21 protein-coding genes, 1 pseudogene and 1 riboswitch are annotated in these 18,550 nt (G+C 64.7%); of the genes and pseudogenes, 1 reads left to right on the top strand and 21 read right to left on the bottom strand.

The features are described from left to right. Window positions 1–20 precede the first annotated feature (20 nt). From EYS21_RS03715 to EYS21_RS03620, 19 genes and pseudogenes are all read right to left on the bottom strand, one after another. Window positions 21–1,301, bottom strand: a complete 1,281-nt coding sequence (locus tag EYS21_RS03715) for an MFS transporter (protein WP_165478247.1) — start codon at window positions 1,299–1,301, stop codon at window positions 21–23. Between the two features lie 90 nt (window positions 1,302–1,391). Continuing rightward, the gene (locus tag EYS21_RS03710) at window positions 1,392–2,150 is read right to left on the bottom strand and encodes an alpha/beta hydrolase (RefSeq protein ID WP_131131805.1); all 759 of its coding nucleotides are present in this window, start codon (window positions 2,148–2,150) and stop codon (window positions 1,392–1,394) included. A gap of 80 nt (window positions 2,151–2,230) precedes the next feature. Beyond that, the gene (locus EYS21_RS03705) at window positions 2,231–3,079 is read right to left on the bottom strand and encodes an MBL fold metallo-hydrolase (RefSeq protein ID WP_131131804.1); all 849 of its coding nucleotides are present in this window, start codon (window positions 3,077–3,079) and stop codon (window positions 2,231–2,233) included. A 294-nt stretch (window positions 3,080–3,373) separates the two neighbouring features. Further along, on the bottom strand, window positions 3,374–3,646 hold the full coding sequence (locus EYS21_RS03700) for a hypothetical protein (RefSeq protein WP_131131803.1): 273 nt from the start codon (window positions 3,644–3,646) through the stop codon (window positions 3,374–3,376). A gap of 563 nt (window positions 3,647–4,209) precedes the next feature. After that, window positions 4,210–4,485: a hypothetical protein gene (locus tag EYS21_RS03690; protein ID WP_131131802.1), complete on the bottom strand. Its 276-nt coding sequence runs from the start codon at window positions 4,483–4,485 to the stop codon at window positions 4,210–4,212. A gap of 110 nt (window positions 4,486–4,595) precedes the next feature. Continuing rightward, window positions 4,596–5,279 (bottom strand): annotated as a pseudogene (locus EYS21_RS03685) (magnesium chelatase domain-containing protein); the annotation flags it as partial. Next, window positions 5,280–5,636: a YraN family protein gene (locus EYS21_RS03680; protein ID WP_131131801.1), complete on the bottom strand. Its 357-nt coding sequence runs from the start codon at window positions 5,634–5,636 to the stop codon at window positions 5,280–5,282. 117 nt (window positions 5,637–5,753) lie between these two features. Beyond that, entirely contained in the window at window positions 5,754–6,080 is a 327-nt protein-coding gene (locus tag EYS21_RS03675; protein WP_056335405.1) for a DUF2469 domain-containing protein, read from the bottom strand. A gap of 54 nt (window positions 6,081–6,134) precedes the next feature. Further along, window positions 6,135–6,872: a ribonuclease HII gene (locus tag EYS21_RS03670; RefSeq protein ID WP_207307672.1), complete on the bottom strand. Its 738-nt coding sequence runs from the start codon at window positions 6,870–6,872 to the stop codon at window positions 6,135–6,137. Between the two features lie 2 nt (window positions 6,873–6,874). Then, window positions 6,875–7,738 (bottom strand): signal peptidase I, encoded by an 864-nt coding sequence (gene lepB / locus EYS21_RS03665; protein ID WP_131131799.1) that lies wholly within the window; start codon window positions 7,736–7,738, stop codon window positions 6,875–6,877. Next, window positions 7,739–8,416 carry a signal peptidase I gene (gene lepB / locus EYS21_RS03660; protein WP_131131798.1) on the bottom strand — a complete coding sequence of 226 codons (678 nt, stop codon included), beginning with the start codon at window positions 8,414–8,416 and terminating at the stop codon, window positions 7,739–7,741. Window positions 8,417–8,499: 83 nt separating this feature from the next. Further along, on the bottom strand, window positions 8,500–8,859 hold the full coding sequence (gene rplS / locus EYS21_RS03655) for a 50S ribosomal protein L19 (RefSeq protein WP_131131797.1): 360 nt from the start codon (window positions 8,857–8,859) through the stop codon (window positions 8,500–8,502). Between the two features lie 240 nt (window positions 8,860–9,099). Continuing rightward, window positions 9,100–9,900 carry a tRNA (guanosine(37)-N1)-methyltransferase TrmD gene (gene trmD, locus EYS21_RS03650; RefSeq protein WP_131131796.1) on the bottom strand — a complete coding sequence of 267 codons (801 nt, stop codon included), beginning with the start codon at window positions 9,898–9,900 and terminating at the stop codon, window positions 9,100–9,102. Next, the gene (gene rimM, locus EYS21_RS03645) at window positions 9,901–10,446 is read right to left on the bottom strand and encodes a ribosome maturation factor RimM (protein ID WP_131131795.1); all 546 of its coding nucleotides are present in this window, start codon (window positions 10,444–10,446) and stop codon (window positions 9,901–9,903) included. 109 nt (window positions 10,447–10,555) lie between these two features. Then, entirely contained in the window at window positions 10,556–10,798 is a 243-nt protein-coding gene (locus EYS21_RS03640) for an RNA-binding protein (protein ID WP_066292169.1), read from the bottom strand. A 1-nt stretch (window position 10,799) separates the two neighbouring features. After that, window positions 10,800–11,213: a 30S ribosomal protein S16 gene (gene rpsP, locus EYS21_RS03635; protein ID WP_131131794.1), complete on the bottom strand. Its 414-nt coding sequence runs from the start codon at window positions 11,211–11,213 to the stop codon at window positions 10,800–10,802. Window positions 11,214–11,417: 204 nt separating this feature from the next. After that, window positions 11,418–11,855, bottom strand: a complete 438-nt coding sequence (locus EYS21_RS03630; RefSeq protein ID WP_207307671.1) for a hypothetical protein — start codon at window positions 11,853–11,855, stop codon at window positions 11,418–11,420. 117 nt (window positions 11,856–11,972) lie between these two features. Further along, complete coding sequence (locus EYS21_RS03625) at window positions 11,973–12,848, bottom strand: VOC family protein (protein WP_131131792.1); 876 nt, start codon at window positions 12,846–12,848, stop codon at window positions 11,973–11,975. Window positions 12,849–12,953: 105 nt separating this feature from the next. After that, entirely contained in the window at window positions 12,954–14,036 is a 1,083-nt protein-coding gene (locus EYS21_RS03620) for an amidohydrolase family protein (protein WP_131131791.1), read from the bottom strand. 73 nt (window positions 14,037–14,109) lie between these two features. Beyond that, window positions 14,110–14,217, top strand: a riboswitch (TPP riboswitch). Between EYS21_RS03620 and thiC the strand changes: the two genes are divergently transcribed. Next, window positions 14,212–16,029 carry a phosphomethylpyrimidine synthase ThiC gene (gene thiC / locus EYS21_RS03615; RefSeq protein WP_131131790.1) on the top strand — a complete coding sequence of 606 codons (1,818 nt, stop codon included), beginning with the start codon at window positions 14,212–14,214 and terminating at the stop codon, window positions 16,027–16,029. It overlaps the preceding riboswitch by 6 nt. 62 nt (window positions 16,030–16,091) lie before the next feature. On the opposite strand, the gene EYS21_RS03610 is transcribed toward thiC, so the two are convergent. Beyond that, the gene (locus EYS21_RS03610; protein ID WP_131131789.1) at window positions 16,092–16,826 is read right to left on the bottom strand and encodes an alpha/beta hydrolase; all 735 of its coding nucleotides are present in this window, start codon (window positions 16,824–16,826) and stop codon (window positions 16,092–16,094) included. 102 nt (window positions 16,827–16,928) lie between these two features. After that, window positions 16,929–18,512, bottom strand: a complete 1,584-nt coding sequence (ffh, locus tag EYS21_RS03605; protein WP_131131788.1) for a signal recognition particle protein — start codon at window positions 18,510–18,512, stop codon at window positions 16,929–16,931. Between the last annotated feature and the right edge of the window lie 38 nt (window positions 18,513–18,550).

The following is an 18,550-nucleotide window of genomic DNA, read 5'->3' as shown; positions in this document are numbered from 1 at the left end:
TTCCTTTTCTTAGAGTGCGGTTAGAGTACGGTGCGTGGTCGGTTCCTGTAGCCCAGCCAGGCGAAGCCGGCCACGGCGATCAGGAGCGGGATTGCCATGCTGATGAAGATCGCTCCTATGGCCCAGCCTGCGGCGATCATGACGCCTCCCAGGAGCCCCGAGAGAATTGCGCCGAGCTTTCCTGCTGAGTGCATCCAGGAAACTCCGGTGGCGCGGGCGGTGGGAGGGAACACTTCCGAGGCGAAGGCGTTCATTCCCCCGTTTGAGCCGGCGTTGAGGATGCCCCAGACCAGTCCGAGCACGAGTAATCCGGAGAGCTGCCAGTCCCCGAAAGCCACGGCAGAAATTGAGACGGCGGTGAGCGTGAGGGCGACGATCAGTGTGCGGTAGTTACCGAACCTGCTCATCGCGTATCCGATCAGCAGGGACCCCATCACTCCGCCCCAGCCGGCCATGCCGACAATTTGGCCGGAGCCTGAGGCGTCCATGCCCATTTGGGCCATGATCAGTGGCAGATAACCGATCAGCATGTACGTGACAGTGCAGTTGACCAGGTAGGCGAACCAGACGATAAGGCTGGTGGGGAGGAGCTGGCGGGATAGAACCAGACCCACTCCCCCCTCGCGGCGGGACGGAGAAGCCGGGATGAGGTCCACCGCAGTTATCGTGACTGGGCGTGCTTCGCCGACCGACCGGGCGATGGTGTCAACGATCCGCTCCACGCGATGTTGCTGGTTGGGCCGCCTTAGAAGCAGGGCCAGTGATTCCGGCAGGACTGCAGCGGTGAGGGGAATGAGGGCGAGGCCCGCGACGCCGCCAACAATAAGAAGGGAGGACCAGCCGAAATTGGGCACGATGAAAGCGGCCATATATCCCACCACCGACTGTCCCAGCGGGAACCCACAAAAGACGATGGTCACCAGGAAGGACCGCCGCTTCAGGGGAAGGTACTCCGAAACGAGTGTGATCACCGCAGGCATGACTGCCCCGAGGCCCGCGCAGGCGACGGCCCGGCAGATCCCGATGGTCTCGATATTCGTCGCAAAACCTGCAACGAGGAGGCCGCCGCCGAACAACGCTATGCTCGCGAGGAGCGTTGGCTTACGTCCGAAACGATCGGCCAGCGGCCCGGCAATCAGCGCTCCCAACGCAAGAGTGACGTAGCCGACTGTGGCCACCACCGTCACCTGTCCGACAGTAGCTCCCCAGTCCGCGATGAGCCGCGGATAGACGAAACCCCACGCGCCGATGTCGATTCCGTCCAACAGGACGCAGAGGAACCCAACGACGATGATTGACATCCGCCGGCGGCCGAGAGTGCTGGAGTCAATGAGCTTTCGGATCGTCAGGAGGGGCGCGGTTGTATCAGTTCGCGACGCTACCCCGGACATCTAGGCTTCCACCCGGTCCAGGGAGCGGGCGAAGTCGCTGACGATCCGCGAAACATCTTCCGGCTTTTCGAGGTGTGGGAAGTGTCCGGCGTCGGCGATGCCGACCAGCCGGGCGTTTGTGAAGCGCGGAAGCACGCCGGCGTCGATCACTTCTTCGGTGACGAAGGGATCGGCAATACCTCGCGCAATGAGGGTGGGTCCGGCATAAGCTGAGGAAGTGGTCCCGGCAGCATCACCGTCGTTCCAGGCATCGAACACCTGGGCGACAGAGGCGGGGTGCATGGCTGTGCCTGAGGCGAGCAGGACTTCAAGAGCCTGTGGGGTGAGGGACACCGAGACGCCGAGCCGTCCCTGCTGCTGCGCTTCGGCGTCGCCTCCCAATGAGCGGAAGGAGTTGGCGGCGTCCCCCGTGAGGTGTACACCCGCCAAGGGGACCGGCGTCAGCAGCACCAGGCCTGCAACCTTTCCCGGACGTGCGGCGGCTGCGAGTTCGCTCAGCTGGGCTCCCATGCTTTGACCCACGAGGACCACTGGCCCGTCGGACCGGTCGATCTCAGCGATGACTGACTCCGCAAGTCGCCGGAGCGTGAAGGGTCCTTCGTCGTTCACGTGGGCGCCGGAACCGGGCAGGTCAAGGGCAACCGCTTCGAAGTCCTCGCCTAAGAAGGATAGAACGTCGTTCCAGGCCGTCCGGTCATCGAGGAATCCGTGAACGAAGACGACTTTCGTCCGCGACGTTTGGTGCTGATCATTGGACATGGCATGACTCCTTTGTCATTAGCTGAGTATTTGGGGTTAGGGGGAAGCTTCCCGGGAAAAAACTGTTGAAACCCCGGGTTCTAATGCGTGCGGCTCAGAAGTCCTACTGCCCCATACCAGACGGGTCCTGGATTCATTCGGAAGGGATAACGGCGCATGATCGCGTCGTAGTACTCCTCCGGGCTGGATACCGTTGCCAGAAGGTGCTGTGCGTCCTTGAGATAGGCACGTGTTTCTTCGATACTTGCGGGATCATCCGATGCGCCGGGGGCTTTATGGCCCGCGACGACAAATTTGGGCTTCAGCGCTTCGATGGTGTCAAGCGCCGCGAGCCAGGAGGCAAATCCTTCTTCGGAAGATTCGAGCACATACTGGTGCACACCGCTGTAGACCGAGTCGCCTGCTACAACGAGCTCCAGCGACGGAACCCACAGGGCGGTTGTGTCATCGGTATCGGTGTGCCCGAGCTCAATCGGAACCAGCCGATTCCCCTCAAGTTCGAAGCCGTTGGCGGGAACCGCCTCGGCGATCAGGGGCGACGGCGGGACAAGCCCCGGGAAGACTGCATCCCAGACCTTCTCCCGGCCGACCGTTGCCTCGCGCTCCATGCGGCCCAGGGTGCCCGGTGTTGCATAGACAGTCACGCCGGGGAAGCTGGAAAGCAGCTCTCCAACGCCCAACCAATGGTCTCCGTGAGCGTGGGTGATATAGACGTGACGAAGGGTCTTGCCGGAGTCTTCGATCCAGTTCCGCACTCGCTCGATCTGCCCGAAGGTATAGGGGGCATCAACGAGTACAGCGTCGTGTTCCCCCGAAATCAATGTGATCGACAGCGGCGAAGAGACTATTGCCTCGCCGCTGGGAAGCCGCTGGTCTCCGGCACGCGAAGTGCCATCGAGCACCAAAACTTCATAGGACAGAGTTGCCATGCGTTTCTTTTTCCGTTCCATATCCGTTGGAAAATCGCGGTGTTGTAATAATCACATGGACGATGCCTATTACACAAGCCCTTGCGTGCGATTTCTTGGTGTTGATGCCGGCCCGTCGAAGAGCCGTTACCCCTCGAGGGCTTCAAGTCGCCGCTGGCGGGTACATCTGGTCAGGGATTGATTACGCACCACCTGGCGCTGTTCCGGTGAGGCTACCGGCGAGACGCCTTAAGAGCGTCCGGGCGAGGGGAACGGATGGTGCAGAATTTATGAATCAGCGGGACATCAACGTATTCATCCAGGCCTGGAGATTGATTCATCAGTCTGGACCTCGCGGAATCTGGCCACCACACCGCGGCCGCTGTCGCCTCGTTTCCTCCATTGCCCGGCCAGCGTGTCTGACGAGAAGATTCGCCCTGCGCCGCCGCCCACGTACAAGCGCACCGAGACGTCGAACCTGAAAATCACCGCCGGCCGCTTTTGGAGGATCAGCATCGTGGCCCTGCAAGGCGTGAAGAGTTTTGACGGCAGCTTGCCGATGACGGAGTCGGCAATGATGTGCTCCACTACGGGGCCCGGCCACGGCGCGGACCTTCGCCCATGACGTGTCATCGAACATCGCGGTCGTTCGGTATGGATCGGACAGAGACCTTCTAATCAACGACAGTGGTGTCTACAGTGGCACGGTGGTCTGGGCACCGGGCTCTACCAGCCAGCGACAGACCGGTACTGGTCCGCAACCCTCAAATAAGGGCGAGGAGAATGACGGCACCGGGCCGATGAACCGGAAATGCGGGCAGAAATTCCAATTGCCACACCGTCACCGGTTACCTCGGCCGACACCAACGCCGGCAGCATGCTCTTCGCCGTGCACACCTCGAATCCGATAAACACGGGCCAACCATTTAGGAGCGGGAGCCGCCAATCCTCGATCTGGATCCAGGGGTTGACCTCTTGACGAGGCTCTCCATTGCTCGCCCCGGAGGACCGATGATCATGGAGCAAGACCACGACGCCGGCTGACAAACGGCGTCAGCGAATCCGTCCAGCCGCCCCTTCTTGACGCCGTGTAACCGTGGCCATCAGGATCCCTGGATTGGGCCCGGGCCGCTTTGGACGTACAGCCTGCATCACTCCCCCGGCGGCCTCGAACTCGACGTCTTGGCCCTCAACCACGTTGCTTTTTCTTCGTTGGAGATCACTTCGACCCGCAGTGCCTTCAACCAGTCACTGATCGCGGTCCAGGGCTGTTCCCACCCGTGGTCGAGCATCATGTCGTGCCCGATCCCGGCCAGCTCCCGTGCCTCGGCGCCATGGTGTCGTGCGGTTGAGCGGGCCGATCGCACGGGCACCATCCGGTCGTGCGTACTGTGGACGCACAGCAACGGGTATGTAGGCTTCATCATCGACGGCCGGTGGAAAAGAAGCTGGAACTGAACCCTGCTTCCGCGCGCATGTTTGACGGTAAGCCGGCCACCGCCCCAATGCCTTCACGAATACATGGTTAAGGACATAGACCCGGAGGTCCGGTGAGCAACAGATGGTGCGCGCCGGCGGCTGCCACTTCGAGGGCCCTCCGCGCGTCACCCTGGCCTGATACATCGGCCATGTCGGGTACGGTTTCGTGGCCCGTCTCTGCCCCGTTCGCGTCAGACTCGTCCTCGGGTTCGAAGTCCAGGGCCAGTTCCTGCGGATCGGCGCCAAAATCCAGGGCCAGCCTGGCAAGCGTCCGGTAGCCCCTGACGCTGGCGCCAGGTACCAGTGCCGCCTCGGCCAGGTTTGCCTGTGCCACAACGAGGTCCGGGTACCCTGCCTGCACGGCAGCCATCACTGCCGGGAGGATGCCCCGCACGGGCCGCAGCCGGCCATCCAGCCCCAACTCGGCGATGAAGACCGTGCGCTCGGTGGGTTTGATGTCATTCGCGGCCCGCAGGACCGCCATGGTGACGGCGAGGTCGAAGCCGGAACCGCGCTTGGGGAGCGAGGCTGGAATCAGGTTGGCGGTGATTTTCCGCCGGCTCAGCGGAATTCCGGAGTTCTTGGCTGCCGAACGTATGCGCTCCTTCGCTTCGTTGAGGGCAGCATCGGGCAGACCCAGGAGGACGAACGCCGGAAGGGTCTGGCCAATGTCCGCCTCGACCTCAACGATGTACCCGTTCAACCCCACGAGGGCAACCGAGTAGGTCCGGCCCAAAGCCATCTACCCCACCCCCTTGAGGTGCTCCACCAGAGGGTCGCCGCCGCCGTCGTCCACTACCGCAATGACGTCGACACGCCGCAGCGGCATCCGCAGTTCACGGTCCCGGCACCAGGCCGAGCCCAGGCGGTGCAGCCGCGCCAGCTTGGCGGTGCCGACGGCCTCAAAGGGATGCCCGTAGTCAAGGGTGCGCCGGGTTTTCACCTCGGCAATCACCAGGGCGTCGCCGTCGAGGGCCACAATATCGATTTCGCCTTCGGTGCAGCGCCAGTTCCGCTCCACCACCAGCATGCCCAGCGATTCCAGATACAACGCGGCGAGCTCCTCGCCGCGCCTTCCCAGCAGGTCTTTGGATTTCATTTCTACCTCCGCAACCAGCCTGCAGGGGCAGGACAGCGGAGGACAGGGAATGATTGGCCTATGTGGGCAACCCGGCCGGATTCCGGGGGTGTTGGGGACTAGTGGCGCTCAGGGGCCTCAGTTACCGAGGTCAACATCCTTGGGCAGCGCCAGTTCCTCGTTGCGTGGAAGCTCCTCGACGTTGACGTCTTTGAACGTGAGCACGCGGACGCTTTTGACGAAGCGGGCGGAGCGATAGACGTCCCATACCCAGGCGTCCTGCAGGGTCAGGTCAAAGTAGACTTCGCCGTCTGCGCTGCGTGCCTGGAGATCCACATGGTTTGCGAGGTAGAAACGCCGTTCGGTCTCGACAACATAGCTGAACAGCCCGACGACATCGCGGTATTCACGGTAGAGCTGGAGCTCCATGTCGGTTTCATAGTTTTCAAGATCCTCGGCACTCATGCTTCCATCTTGCACCATTGAGTGCGGCACTGGCGCCACGGCGGACGGCAGTGGTCAGAGTTCGCCGCCCAGCAGCCGCCAGCTCACACGGTGGTACGGGGTTGGACCGGCCGCCCGGAGCACGTCACGGTGCAGGGACGTGGCGTAACCCTTGTTGATGTCCCAGCCAAAATCAGGGAACTCGGCGTGCAGCTCGCGCATTTGCTGATCCCGTTCGACCTTGGCAATCACGCTGGCGGCCGCAACGCTCAGGCACTGCATGTCCGCCTTCACCCGGGTGTGGACGGGGGCGTCGCAGCCGGGGCCACTGGGCGCCTCATCAAACAGGGACAGCTGCCCCTCCGGTGAGAGCCAGTTGTGGCTGCCGTCGAGGAGGACGATGTCAGGGGTGATCCCGGCAGCCAGGACGTCAGTCCACGCGCGGGTGCCGGCCAGCCGCAGGGCGGCGATGATGCCAAGCGCGTCGATCTCCGCAGCCGAGGCATGCCCCACCGACGAAGCGACGCTCCATTTGCGGACCAGCGGTTCCAGCCGCTCCCGTTCGGCGGGGCTGAGCAGTTTGCTGTCGCGCACCCCCGTGAGCGGCTTTTGGGTCAGCAGGTCCACGACTGCGATTCCCACGCTCACCGGGCCGGCCAGCGCACCGCGCCCCACTTCGTCGACGCCGGCAAGATACCGGGCGCCGAGCGCCTTGAAAGTGCGTTCGTGGCGCAGGGTCGGGGCTTTGGAACGCGGGCCCGTAGCAGGCCGCGCGGCAGCCTTGGCTGGCGCGACGGGCGAGGCTGCGGACATCGTCATTCTCCGGCGGGCACGTTCTTGAAAACGTCCGGGTAGTTGTCGAGGACCGTGAGCCGGTTCAGCGGCCACGCGATCACCGCAGCCTTGCCCTCGATGTCGGCCAGGTTGACGAAGCCTCCGTTGGCGTCCATGTGGGCGCGGGAATCAGCGGAATGGTTGCGGTTGTCACCCATGACCCAGACCTTTCCCTCCGGCACAACAACGTCGAAGTTGCGGATCTGCGGGACTTCGGCGCCGTTGACGTAGCCTTCGTCGAGCGGGGATCCGTTGATGGTCAGTTTACCGCCGGCGTCGCAGCAGATCACGTGGTCCCCGGGGAGGCCTATGACTCGCTTGACGAGATGCTGCTCCGAGTTGTCCGGCAGCAGGCCCACGAACGTCAGGCCGTCCTGGACCCACGTGAATGGTCCCTGGGTCTTTTCCGGCGCGGCAGACAGCCAGCCCTGGGTGTCACGGAAGACCACCACATCCCCGTGTGACAGGGCGAACGGTTCCGGCACGAGCAGGTTGACGAAGATGCGGTCGTTGACGTCCAGGGTGCTGACCATGGATTCGGACGGAATATAGAACGCGCGGAACAGGAACGTCTTGATCAGGAATGACAGCACCACCGCGATGACCACCACGGTGGCGATTTCCTTCAGCCAGACAAATACGGGACTGGGAGCCGAAGGCTCAGTGCGGGGAGCGGCTGAATGCTTTCCGGCGCCCGGACTGGCGGGAGCCCTGTCCTGGCCTGCAGCCGGTGCGGATTCCGAAGCGGCACCGGCCTCGTCCGTGTCGGCAGCAGCGTGGACGGTGGGTGCATCCGGGCCGCCCTCATGGCCGGAATCAGGGATCCTGGCGTGGTTCTCGGGCATCTACTGTCCGTCCTCTGTTGTTGGTCCTGCCGGCTGCGGCCGTGATACTGCAGCAAATCTATCAAGGGGCCAGACAATCTGGACCGGCCGGCCGATCACCCTGTCCAGCGGCACCATGCCGCCGCCGGGAGCGCCGAGCAGGCTGCGGGAATCAGCGGACAGGGACCGGTGGTCCCCGAGCAGCCACAGCCGCCCGTCCGGCACCACTGCGGTGAACGCCTGCCGGCTGGCGGCGTCCCCCGGGAAGACATACGGTTCGTCCAGCGGCGCACCGTTCACGGTGATCATTCCGTCCTGGTCACAGCAGACCACAGTATCGCCGGGAAGGCCGATGACCCTCTTGACGTAGGTGGTGTCGCTCCCGGCCAGCCCAAGCCACTGGGCGGCGGCCGCCCCAGCATCGGCCAGCGGACCCTTCCCGCTGTTCAGCGGCGCGAAAGTGCCCCGCCCGTCAAAGACCACAATGTCACCCCGGCGGACGGGTTCTGCCTGAAAGTCCGTCCTGGACACGAGGATGCGGTCCCCGCCCTGCAGGAGCGGCTCCATGGACTCCGAGGGAATGTAGTAGACGTCAAGCCACAGTGAGCGGACGAGTCCGCTGATGGCTACGGCGAGCAGGAGCGCCAGGAACGCAAAACGCCAGCCCATTCTTCTGGGCTGGCGTTTTGACTGGTCCATGAATCCGTATCCTGGGGCGCTGTTGCGAATGGCTCCGGCGCCGGCCTGGTACGGCTGTGGCCCTGCCTTGTAGGTCCGGGGACTTACTTCTTGGGCTGGAAGTCGCGCTTTTCCTTGATCTTCGCAGCCTTGCCGCGCAGGTCGCGCATGTAGTACAGCTTGGCGCGGCGTACGTCACCCTTGGAGACGACCTCGATCTTTTCGATGATCGGGGAGTGCACCGGGAAGGTACGCTCCACACCGACGCCGAAGGAGACCTTGCGGACGGTGAAGGTTTCGCGAAGACCGTCGCCGTGGCGGCCCAGGACGAAGCCCTGGAATACCTGGACACGGGAGTTCTTGCCTTCGATGATGTTCACGTGGACCTTGAGGGTGTCACCCGCGCGGAAGACAGGAACATCGGTGCGCAGCGAGGCTGCATCTACGGAATCGAGAATATGCATAATTGCACTCCTGGTGAACGCCACAGGTCATTCACTTTGGGTCACGGCGGGCAAGCCCGGAAGCACCGGAAATTACCGCCGAAAATTAAGTGGATCCGGTTCCCTCACTGATTGAAGGTCCCGGGGTGTCCGGCTGTTGGTTGCGCTCCCCCTGTAGCAGGTGCGGACCCAGCAGACACAAGGACTAATTTTGCCACATCCCGGGGCTTACAGCCAATCCCAGCCATGGGCGTGCACCCGTCAGTTGGGTGCGGCGGGCCGGGGACGGAGATGACCGTCGACGACGTCGTATCCCAGGTCCGCGAATGCCGTACGGTCCGCGCGGGGCAGCTTCCCGGCGTCGAACGTGTCCAGCAGGTCGGGACGGCGCTCGGCCGTCCTGCGGTACTGCTCATGGCGGCGCCACTGCGCGATCTTCCCATGGTTGCCGCTCAGGAGTACGGCCGGCACTTCGCGGTCCCGCCAGATGGACGGTTTGGTGTAGACGGGGTATTCGAGCAGCCCGTCCGAATGTGACTCCTCCACCAGGGAATCGGGGTTGCCGACAACACCGGGCAGCAACCGGCCAATGGCTTCCACCATGGCCAGCACGGCCACTTCGCCGCCGTTCAGGACGTAGTCGCCCAGGCTCATGGGCCGCACCGTAAAGTGTTCTTCCGCCCATTCGATGACGCGTTCATCGATGCCCTCGTAGCGTCCGCAGGCGAAGACGAGCTGTTCCTCCTCGGCCAGCTCGTACGCCAGCGCCTGGCTGAAGCGCTCCCCCGCAGGCGACGGGACGATCAGCACGGGCTTGGCTGCTTTGCCTTCGCTGGCCGCAGCCACGGACGCCAGGGCCTGGGCCCAGGGTTCGGCCTTCATCACCATACCGGCGCCGCCGCCGTAGGGGGTGTCGTCCACGGCGCGGTGCTTGTCCGTGGTGAAGTCGCGCAGGTCATGGACCTGCAGGTCCAGCAGGCCATCCTGGCGGGCCTTGCCGATGAGGGACAGCTCCAGGGGCGCCAGATATTCCGGGAAGATGCTGACGACGTCGATTCTCATCTAGGCGTTGTCCCCCGGTCCGGCGGCACCGGCGTCGTCGGCGTTGACGTCAAACAGGCCATCCGGCGGAGTCAGCAGGACAAACCCTTCGGCAACGTTGACCTCGGGGACGATCTGCTCCACGAACGGAATCAGGATTTCCTTGCCGTCCGGGGCTTCGACCACCAGCAGGTCCTGGACGGGCATGGTGTGCAGGGCTGCGATCTTGCCCACCACCTGGGAGCCGACCCGCGCCTCGAGGCCCACCAGCTCGTGCTCGTACCAGCCTTCGTCGTCATCTTCGTCCAGCTCTTCGGTTTCGATGAAGAGTTTGGCGCCGCGGAGGGTCTCAGCTTCGTTCCGCGTCTCGATCCCGTCGAAGGCGAGGAGCAGGATGTCCTTGTTCCAGCGGGCACTGACCACGGTCAGGGGACCAACTGAGGCAGGTTCCACCACGAACTCGGTGCCCGGAACGAACCGGTCCGCCGGCGCGTCAGTCAGCACTTGGACCGTCACTTCCCCACGGATTCCATGCGGTTTGCCGATTCGTGCCACCTGAAGCTGCATCTGTTCCTCTGTTCATGGTTGTGCCGGATTAGGCGTGATGGTGAAAGCACTCCGGCCCCTCCACCGTTGGTGGAAGGGCCGGAGCAAAAAACTGATACTGCCGAGCGCTTTAGCGGCGGCGGTCGGTGTCGACGACGTCGACCCTTACCGGCTCGCCGTCAGCCAGTGCCGCCACAACGGTGCGCAATGCGCGTGCCGTGCGGCCCTGGCGGCCGATCACCCGTCCGAGATCGTCCTGATGAACGCGCACCTCGAGGGTGTCCCCACGGCGGTTGTTCTTCGAGGTGACCTTGACGTCTTCCGGGGAATCAACGATTCCGCGGACCAGGTGTTCGAGCGCTTCAGCCAGCAATCTACTCAGCCTCGGTGGTCTCTGCTTCGGCCTCGGCCGGGGCGTCAGACTGCTTGGACTTCTTGGTGATCGCTTCCGGGATGATCACGGAACCCTTCTCCGGAGCAACAAAGGCAACCTTCGGAGCTTTGGTCTTCAGGGTGCCTTCCTGGCCCGGGAGGCCCTTGAACTTCTGCCAGTCACCGGTGATCTTGAGGATCGCGGCAACCTGCTCGGACGGCTGTGCGCCGACGCCGAGCCAGTACTGGGCACGCTCGGAGTCAACCTCGATGTATGAGGGCTCTTCGGTGGGGTGGTACTTGCCGATTTCTTCGATTGCACGGCCATCACGCTTGGTGCGTGAGTCTGCAACGACGATGCGGTAATACGGTGCGCGCATCTTGCCAAAGCGCTTAAGGCGAATCTTTACGGCCACTTTTGTGGTCACTCCTGTTTCAGAAAAGGGGTGAACCCGACGTTCTGCACCCGTGGGGCGGGCCATACTTGAGGGTTCGAAGGACAGGATCCGGACGCGGAGAGAGGGGCCACGCGGATCGAGTACCTGTTTATTGTGCCAGATCAGGGCCCGGATTTCGACTTGGCGCGGATCCGCCGGACCTGCGGCAGGGCAGCGGGAGCCTCAGGACGACCAGACGTACAGCCCCGTGCGGTCGGCGTCGTCAACTGCACCCGCCAGCTCCGCGAGCTGCTGCACGTATTTCCTGGCCTCTGAGGCATCAAACGGCATGTCGTCCTGGGCCGCCCATTGTTCGGCGACATCGTCCAGCACGTTGCCTTCGCCTTCGGTTTCGTAGCTGAGCAGTTCCGCCAGGGCCCTGACCATGGCAGGGGGAACCCCGAGCAGTGAATCACTGGCCACGTCAACCATGGCCAGCTCGTAATCCGCTCCCCCGGCGTGCACGGCGGCGCCGGCGAGATCCCCGAGCTGTTCAATCTCGAAGTCGCTGATCCCGGGGATCCGAAGACCGGCAGCGGCGGGGGAACCGCCGTCGTCCAGGATCCCGGCACGCTTCAGCGCGGCGTCGTGGGTTGAAACAAAGATCTCGGTGAAGCCCATGGGAATCGCCCTCATTCCGTCGACGGTGCGGCCCTGGCGGGCAGCTTCACGGGCTGCCCCGGCCGTTCGGGATCAGCCTAGTACACCGCCTGGCGCACAACCGGCAGCCGCACCTGGCTAGCGGACAGCGACCCGGATGCGGTTGCGCCAGGGATCTTCGAAGCGCAGCTCCGCTCCGGTGTGGTGGCTGGACAGGCCGGCGGCCTTCAGCCGGTCGGCAAGGGCTCCGACGTCGTCTCCGGACGGCACTTCGATGAGCACCTCACCGAGGCCGAGCGTATCTTTCCGGGGACCGGCGCCGCGGCTGTTCCAGACATTCATGGCCATGTGGTGGTGGTAGCGGCCGGCTGAAACAAAAAGCGCCTGCCCGTGCCAGCCCGCGGTCTTTTCGAACCCCAGCGTGCCCACATAGAAGTCCTGGGCGGTATGGACGTCGCCGACCTGGAGGTGGACGTGCCCCACTCCGGCGGCCGTCCGCTGCTGGCCCTCGACTGACTCCTGGGTGAGGTGCTGCTCCAGGTAGCGCCGGGGAGGCAGGGCCAGGCTGTCCATGACCACCTCAGTCCCGTTCCACGACCAGTTTTTGCGCGGCCGGTCCCAGTAGAGCTCGATGCCGTTGCCCTCCGGATCGTTGAAGTAGAAGGCTTCACTGACCAGGTGGTCCGCGCTGCCCGTGAAGGAGCGCGGCTCGTATTGGGCTGCGGACGCGACGGTGGCCGCCAAGGCTGCCTGGTCCTCAAAGAGCAGGGCCGTGTGGAACAGGCCGGCTTCTCCCCGGCCGGGAAGGTTCAGCCCGGGGGCGGCAGCGAGATGGACCAGTGGCTTTCCGAGCCGGCCCAGATAGAGCCCGCCGTCCTGTTCGGCCACCACCTCGAGACCAAGCGCGCGCTGGTAGTAGTCGGTCATGAGATTCATGTCGCCCACCTTTAGCATCACGGTACCCATGGTGAGCTCGGCAGGTAGAAGGTCCTGGCTGGTGGATTCTGCGGTCATCGAAAACTCCCGGTCCGGTGGCCGCCGGGTTTCGGTGGCCTCTACCAATCTAAATTACTTGAAGCTTCAATTTATTCCCAGTGGCGCCGGTGTGATCTTCAACCGTCAGCGGATCAGTTCTCCGCGCAACACAACGTTCGTGAGCGAGGCGACGGTAGTAGGCACCTCCCGCGGGTCTTCCCGGCAGACCACCACGTCCGCGCTGGCATCTTCGGAGATCCCGCCAGCACCCAGCCAACTCCGCGCGCCCCAGCAGGCTGCGTCCAGAGCCGCCGCCGGAGGCAGGCCTGCCCGGTGCAGCGCCAGGATTTCGTCGGCGATCCGCCCGTGCCGGATGACGCTGCCGGCGTCAGTCCCCGCATAAATCGTTACGCCGGCCTCAAACGCTTCCAGCACCCGTTCGGCCCGGCGCTCCCACAGCGCGCGCATGTGGGCGGCGTAGCGCGGGAATTTCGATTCCGCCTGGCGGGCGATGTCGGGGAAGGTGTCGATGTTGATCAGGGTCGGCACAATGGGCACGCCCTGCCCGGCGAGCCGCGGAAGGTGGCGGGGCAGCAGACCGGTGGCGTGCTCGATGCAGTCGATGCCGGCGTCGAGCATCTGGTCCAGGGTGTCTTCGGCGAAGCAGTGGGCGGTCACGCGGGCGCCCTCGTCATGCGCCGCCTGCACGGCGTCACGGACGACGGCGTCGGGAAACGACGGCGCGAGGTCGCCGGCGCCGCGGTCGATCCAGTCCCCCACGAGCTTGACCCAGCCGTCGCCGGCCCGCGCCTGCTTGCGCACCGCCTCCACCAGGCCATCAGGCTCCACCTCGACGGCGAAGTCCCGCAGATAGCGCCGGGAGCGGGCAATGTGCCGCCCCGCGCGGATGAGCCGGGGCATGTCGTGGCGCTGCTGCAGCCAGCGTGTGTCGCTCGCTCCGCCGGCGTCGCGGACCAGGAGGGTGCCGGCGTCGCGGTCGGTGCGGGCCTGTTCTTCGGCCACCTCATCCGGCACCGCGCCGCCGGGTCCCAGGCCGATGTGGCAGTGGGCATCAACGAACCCGGGGAGGACCCAGCCGTCGAGCACAACATCCGGTGTGGTGGCGGGCCGGTGGAACGTGAGGCGGCCGTCGACGGACCACAGCCCCTGCCGTTCCCTGTCCGGTCCGGTGAGCACAGTTCCGCTAAATTCGATGATTCCGGCCATGGCACCAGCCTAATCCGCGAAAAGACCGTGCGGTCGCGGCAGGGACGCCCCGCGCGGACCTGTGGTAGCTTCATCTAGACCACACGGGAGCCCTTGCAGGGGCTGAGATCGGGCTGACGCAGCCTGCGACCGTTGAACCTGTCCGGGTAATGCCGGCGAAGGAAGTGAGTATTCATTGAGTACACAAGAAACACAGCTGATCCCTGCCCAAAATGGGGCGGCCGCCTCTGAAACCCAGTCGCTGAAGTCCCACTCGCTGGCCTTCATCAACGACGAAGCCACGGGGATCCGGGTGCCGGTGACCGAGATCGCGCTGGAGCCGTCGCCCAATGGCGAGGCGAACGGTCCTTTCCGGACCTACCGCACCGCCGGCCCGGGCAGCGATCCGGTGGTGGGCCTCAACCCGTTCCGCTCCGAGTGGATCGAGGCCCGCGGTGACACGGAGCCCTACAGCGGCCGGGAACGGAACCTGCTCGACGACGGCAAGTCCGCCGTGCGCCGCGGCGCTGCGTCCGCGGAGTGGAAGGGGGCACAGCCGGTGCCCCGGCGCGCCGTCGAAGGCCGGACCGTCACCCAGATGCACTACGCGAAGCACGGGGTCATCACACCCGAGATGCAGTTCGTCGCCCTCCGCGAAAACTGCGACGTGGAGCTGGTCCGCAGCGAAGTGGCCGCGGGCCGTGCGATCATCCCCAACAACATCAACCACCCGGAATCCGAGCCGATGATCATTGGCAAGGCTTTCCTGGTGAAGATCAACGCCAACATCGGCAACTCGGCCGTGACGAGCTCCATCGCCGAGGAAGTGGACAAACTCCAGTGGGCCACCCAGTGGGGCGCCGATACCGTGATGGACCTGTCCACGGGGGATGACATCCACACCACCCGTGAATGGATCATCCGCAACTCCCCCGTGCCCATCGGCACCGTGCCCATCTACCAGGCGCTGGAGAAGGTCAACGGCGAGGCCAACAAGCTGACGTGGGAAATCTTCCGCGACACCGTGATTGAGCAGTGCGAGCAGGGCGTGGACTATATGACCATCCACGCCGGCGTCCTGCTGCGTTATGTGCCGCTGACGGCCAACCGCGTCACCGGCATCGTCTCCAGGGGCGGCTCCATCATGGCCGGCTGGTGCCTGGCCCACCACCAGGAAAACTTCCTGTACACGCACTTCGACGAGCTGTGCGAAATCTTCGCCAAGTACGACGTCGCGTTCTCGCTCGGCGACGGACTGCGGCCGGGTGCCACGGCAGACGCGAACGACGCCGCACAGTTCGCCGAACTGGACACGCTCGCGGAACTGACCCAGCGCGCCTGGGAGTTCGACGTTCAGGTCATGGTGGAGGGCCCGGGCCACGTGCCGTTCCACCTTGTCCGCGAGAACGTGGAACGCCAGCAGGAGCTGTGCAAGGGAGCCCCTTTCTACACGCTCGGGCCCCTGGTGACGGACATAGCACCTGGCTACGACCACATCACCTCGGCCATCGGCGCCACGGAAATCGCCCGCTACGGCACCGCCATGCTCTGCTACGTCACGCCCAAGGAACACCTCGGCCTGCCGAACAAGGACGATGTGAAAACCGGTGTGATCACGTACAAGATCGCCGCCCACGCCGCCGACCTCGCCAAAGGGCACCCCGGCGCGCATGAACGCGACGACGCCCTCTCCAAGGCCCGGTTCGAGTTCCGCTGGCGGGACCAGTTCGCACTGTCCCTGGATCCGGTGACCGCGGAAGCGTTCCACGACGAGACACTGCCGGCCGAGCCGGCGAAGACGGCCCACTTCTGCTCCATGTGCGGCCCGAAATTCTGCTCCATGCGGATCAGCCAGGACATCCGGGATGAGTATGGCTCAGCGGAATCACAGGCTGCCCTGGCGGAAATGGCGGCCGGGATGCGCGAGAAGAGCGAGGAGTTCCTCGCGGCCGGCGGAAAGGTCTACCTGCCTGACCTGGAGGTACCCGAAGCCGCCCGCCGCCAGCGGGCTTGAGGCTCCGTCCGGCCGGCATTTGGGGGCTGGCCGGACGGTTGCACCTCAACAAAATACGCGGGTCAGGACGCCCGGAGCTGCCGCCGCCGGCTGACGTCGGCTATGAATGAGCGGATGTAGCGGTCGCCTTCGGGGGAATCCTGGGGGCGGTGACCTCCCGCGGCGTGGCGGTGCAGGGCGCCTGTTTCCCTGAGGTACCCGGCGATCTCTTCGTAAAGGGGTTCCCAGCCGCCCGTCAGGACCAGGGTGGGGACACCGGGAACGATCTGCAGCGGCGCTTCCCAGGAGGGCGCCTGAAGCCGTAGCCGCCGCGCGGACCTTTTTTCCTCCTGTGTGGCCGGCTCCTCAAGGTCCGCCGCGTAGACGCGGCGGATAAACTCCCGCTGGAAATCCTCATCACCCAGTTGGTGACGGACATCAAAGAGCGGCTGCATGAGTTCCCGGTGCGCCGCCGTCGCCGGCAGCTCCGCCGTCAGGGACAGGCAGGCCGGCTCCACCAGCGTCAGCGAATACACCAGGTCCGGGCGTTCGACGGCGGCCATCATCGCCGAGATCGCGCCCTGGGAATGCGCCACAATGTGGCCACCGGCGGCTCCCCGGCCGTCGTCGGCAAGGGACCTCAGGACGATCGCGGTGTCCTCGGTGAAGGACGATTCCACCGGTTCTGCCACAGGATCGAAGCCGTGCCGCCGCAGGAACAGGGCGTCGTAGGCCAGTGCCATGCCGTGCTGCCGGGGCCAGGCAGCCGAGCCGAAGCTTCCGGCGCCGTGCACGAACACTACCCTCTGCTTGAACATGACCCAACCCTATTCCACGGCCCCCGCATCCCAACCAAGTAGCGCCAAGTGTCGTTTACACCGCTCAAAACGTCAGTTAGCGCGACCCGGTTGGGTACGTGGTTATTTGCCGAGGAACTTGTCGAAGCCCTTGGGCAGGTTGAGCTGCGAAGGATCGAAGTCGCCGGACTGCTGGCCAAAGGCCGCCCCTGTGGGGAGCGCCTTCGCTGCTCCGGCGCGCCGGGCCTCGGCGTCCCTGAGTTCCTGGGCTGCCTTGGCCGGGTTGCCGGACCGGGCCTTCTTCTTCGGGGTGTTCTTGGCGCCCTTGCGTGCGCCGCCGCCGGGGCCACCCATGCCGGGCATGCCCGGCATACCGGGCATGCCGCCGCCCTGGGCCATCTTCTTCATCATCTTCTGGGCCTGGGCAAAGCGCTCGAGCAGTCCGTTGACTTCTGAGACGTGCACGCCCGAGCCGCGGGCAATGCGTGCCCGGCGGGAGCCGTTGATGATCTTGGGGGCAACGCGTTCGTGCGGCGTCATGGACCGGACGATTGCCTCGACGCGGTCGATCTCCCGCTCATCGAACTGCTCCAGCTGCTGGCGGATGTTCTGCGCGCCGGGCATCATCATGAGCATTTTCTTCATGGAGCCCATGTTGCGGATCTGCTGCATCTGCGCCAGGAAGTCGTCCAGGGTGAAGTCTTCCTGGTCGGCGAATTTCTTCGCCATCCGGGCCGCTTCATCCTTGTCCCAGTTCTTTTCAGCCTGCTCGATCAGGGTCAGGACGTCACCCATGTCCAGGATGCGGGATGCCATCCGGTCCGGGTGGAACAGTTCAAAGTCGTCCACGCCTTCGCCGGTCGAGGCAAACATGACCGGCTTGCCGGTGACCGACGCGACGGAGAGGGCGGCACCGCCGCGGGCGTCGCCGTCGAGCTTGGAGAGCACGATGCCGGTGAAGTTGACACCCTCATCGAAGGCGACCGCCGTGTTCACGGCGTCCTGGCCGATCATGGAGTCGATCACGAACAGCACTTCGTTGGGAACGATGGCACGGCGGATCTGCCGTGCCTGTTCCATCATGTCGGCGTCTACGCCCAGGCGTCCGGCGGTGTCAACGATCACCACATCGTGGAGCTTCTGGCGGGCTTCCTCGACACCGGCGCGGGCCACGGCCACGGGATCGCCCGCGGGGTGCTCCAGCTCGTGCGTGGCGCCGGGGTGGGGTGCGAAGACCGGTACGCCGGCTCGCTTGCCCACCACCTGGAGCTGGGTGACGGCGTTGGGGCGCTGGAGGTCGCAGGCGACCAGGATGGGGCTGTGGCCCTGCGCCTTAAGCCATTTGGCGAGCTTGCCGGCAAGGGTGGTTTTACCTGCACCCTGGAGGCCGGCGAGCATGATGACGGTGGGGCCGGTCTTGGCCAGGCGGATCCTGCGGGTCTCGCCGCCGAGGATCTCAACCAGTTCGTCGTTGACGATCTTGACAATCTGCTGGCTGGGATTCAGCGCACCGGAGACCTCTTCGCCAAGGGCCCGCTCGCGGACACGGGCAGTGAATTCGCGCACCACCGGAACGGCAACGTCGGCGTCCAGCAGGGCGCGGCGGATCTCCCGGACTGTGGCATCGACATCGGCCTCGGTGAGGCGGCCCTTGCCACGGAGATTCTTGAAGGTTGCTGTCAACCGGTCAGAGAGTGAATTGAACACGCGCCGTGCACTTCTTTCAGTGGATGGACGGATGGCGG

Origin of the sequence: Arthrobacter sp. S39, from assembly GCF_004320525.1 — a bacterium.
Classification (GTDB): domain Bacteria; phylum Actinomycetota; class Actinomycetes; order Actinomycetales; family Micrococcaceae; genus Arthrobacter.
This window is presented reverse-complemented; position numbering and strand designations above follow the sequence as displayed.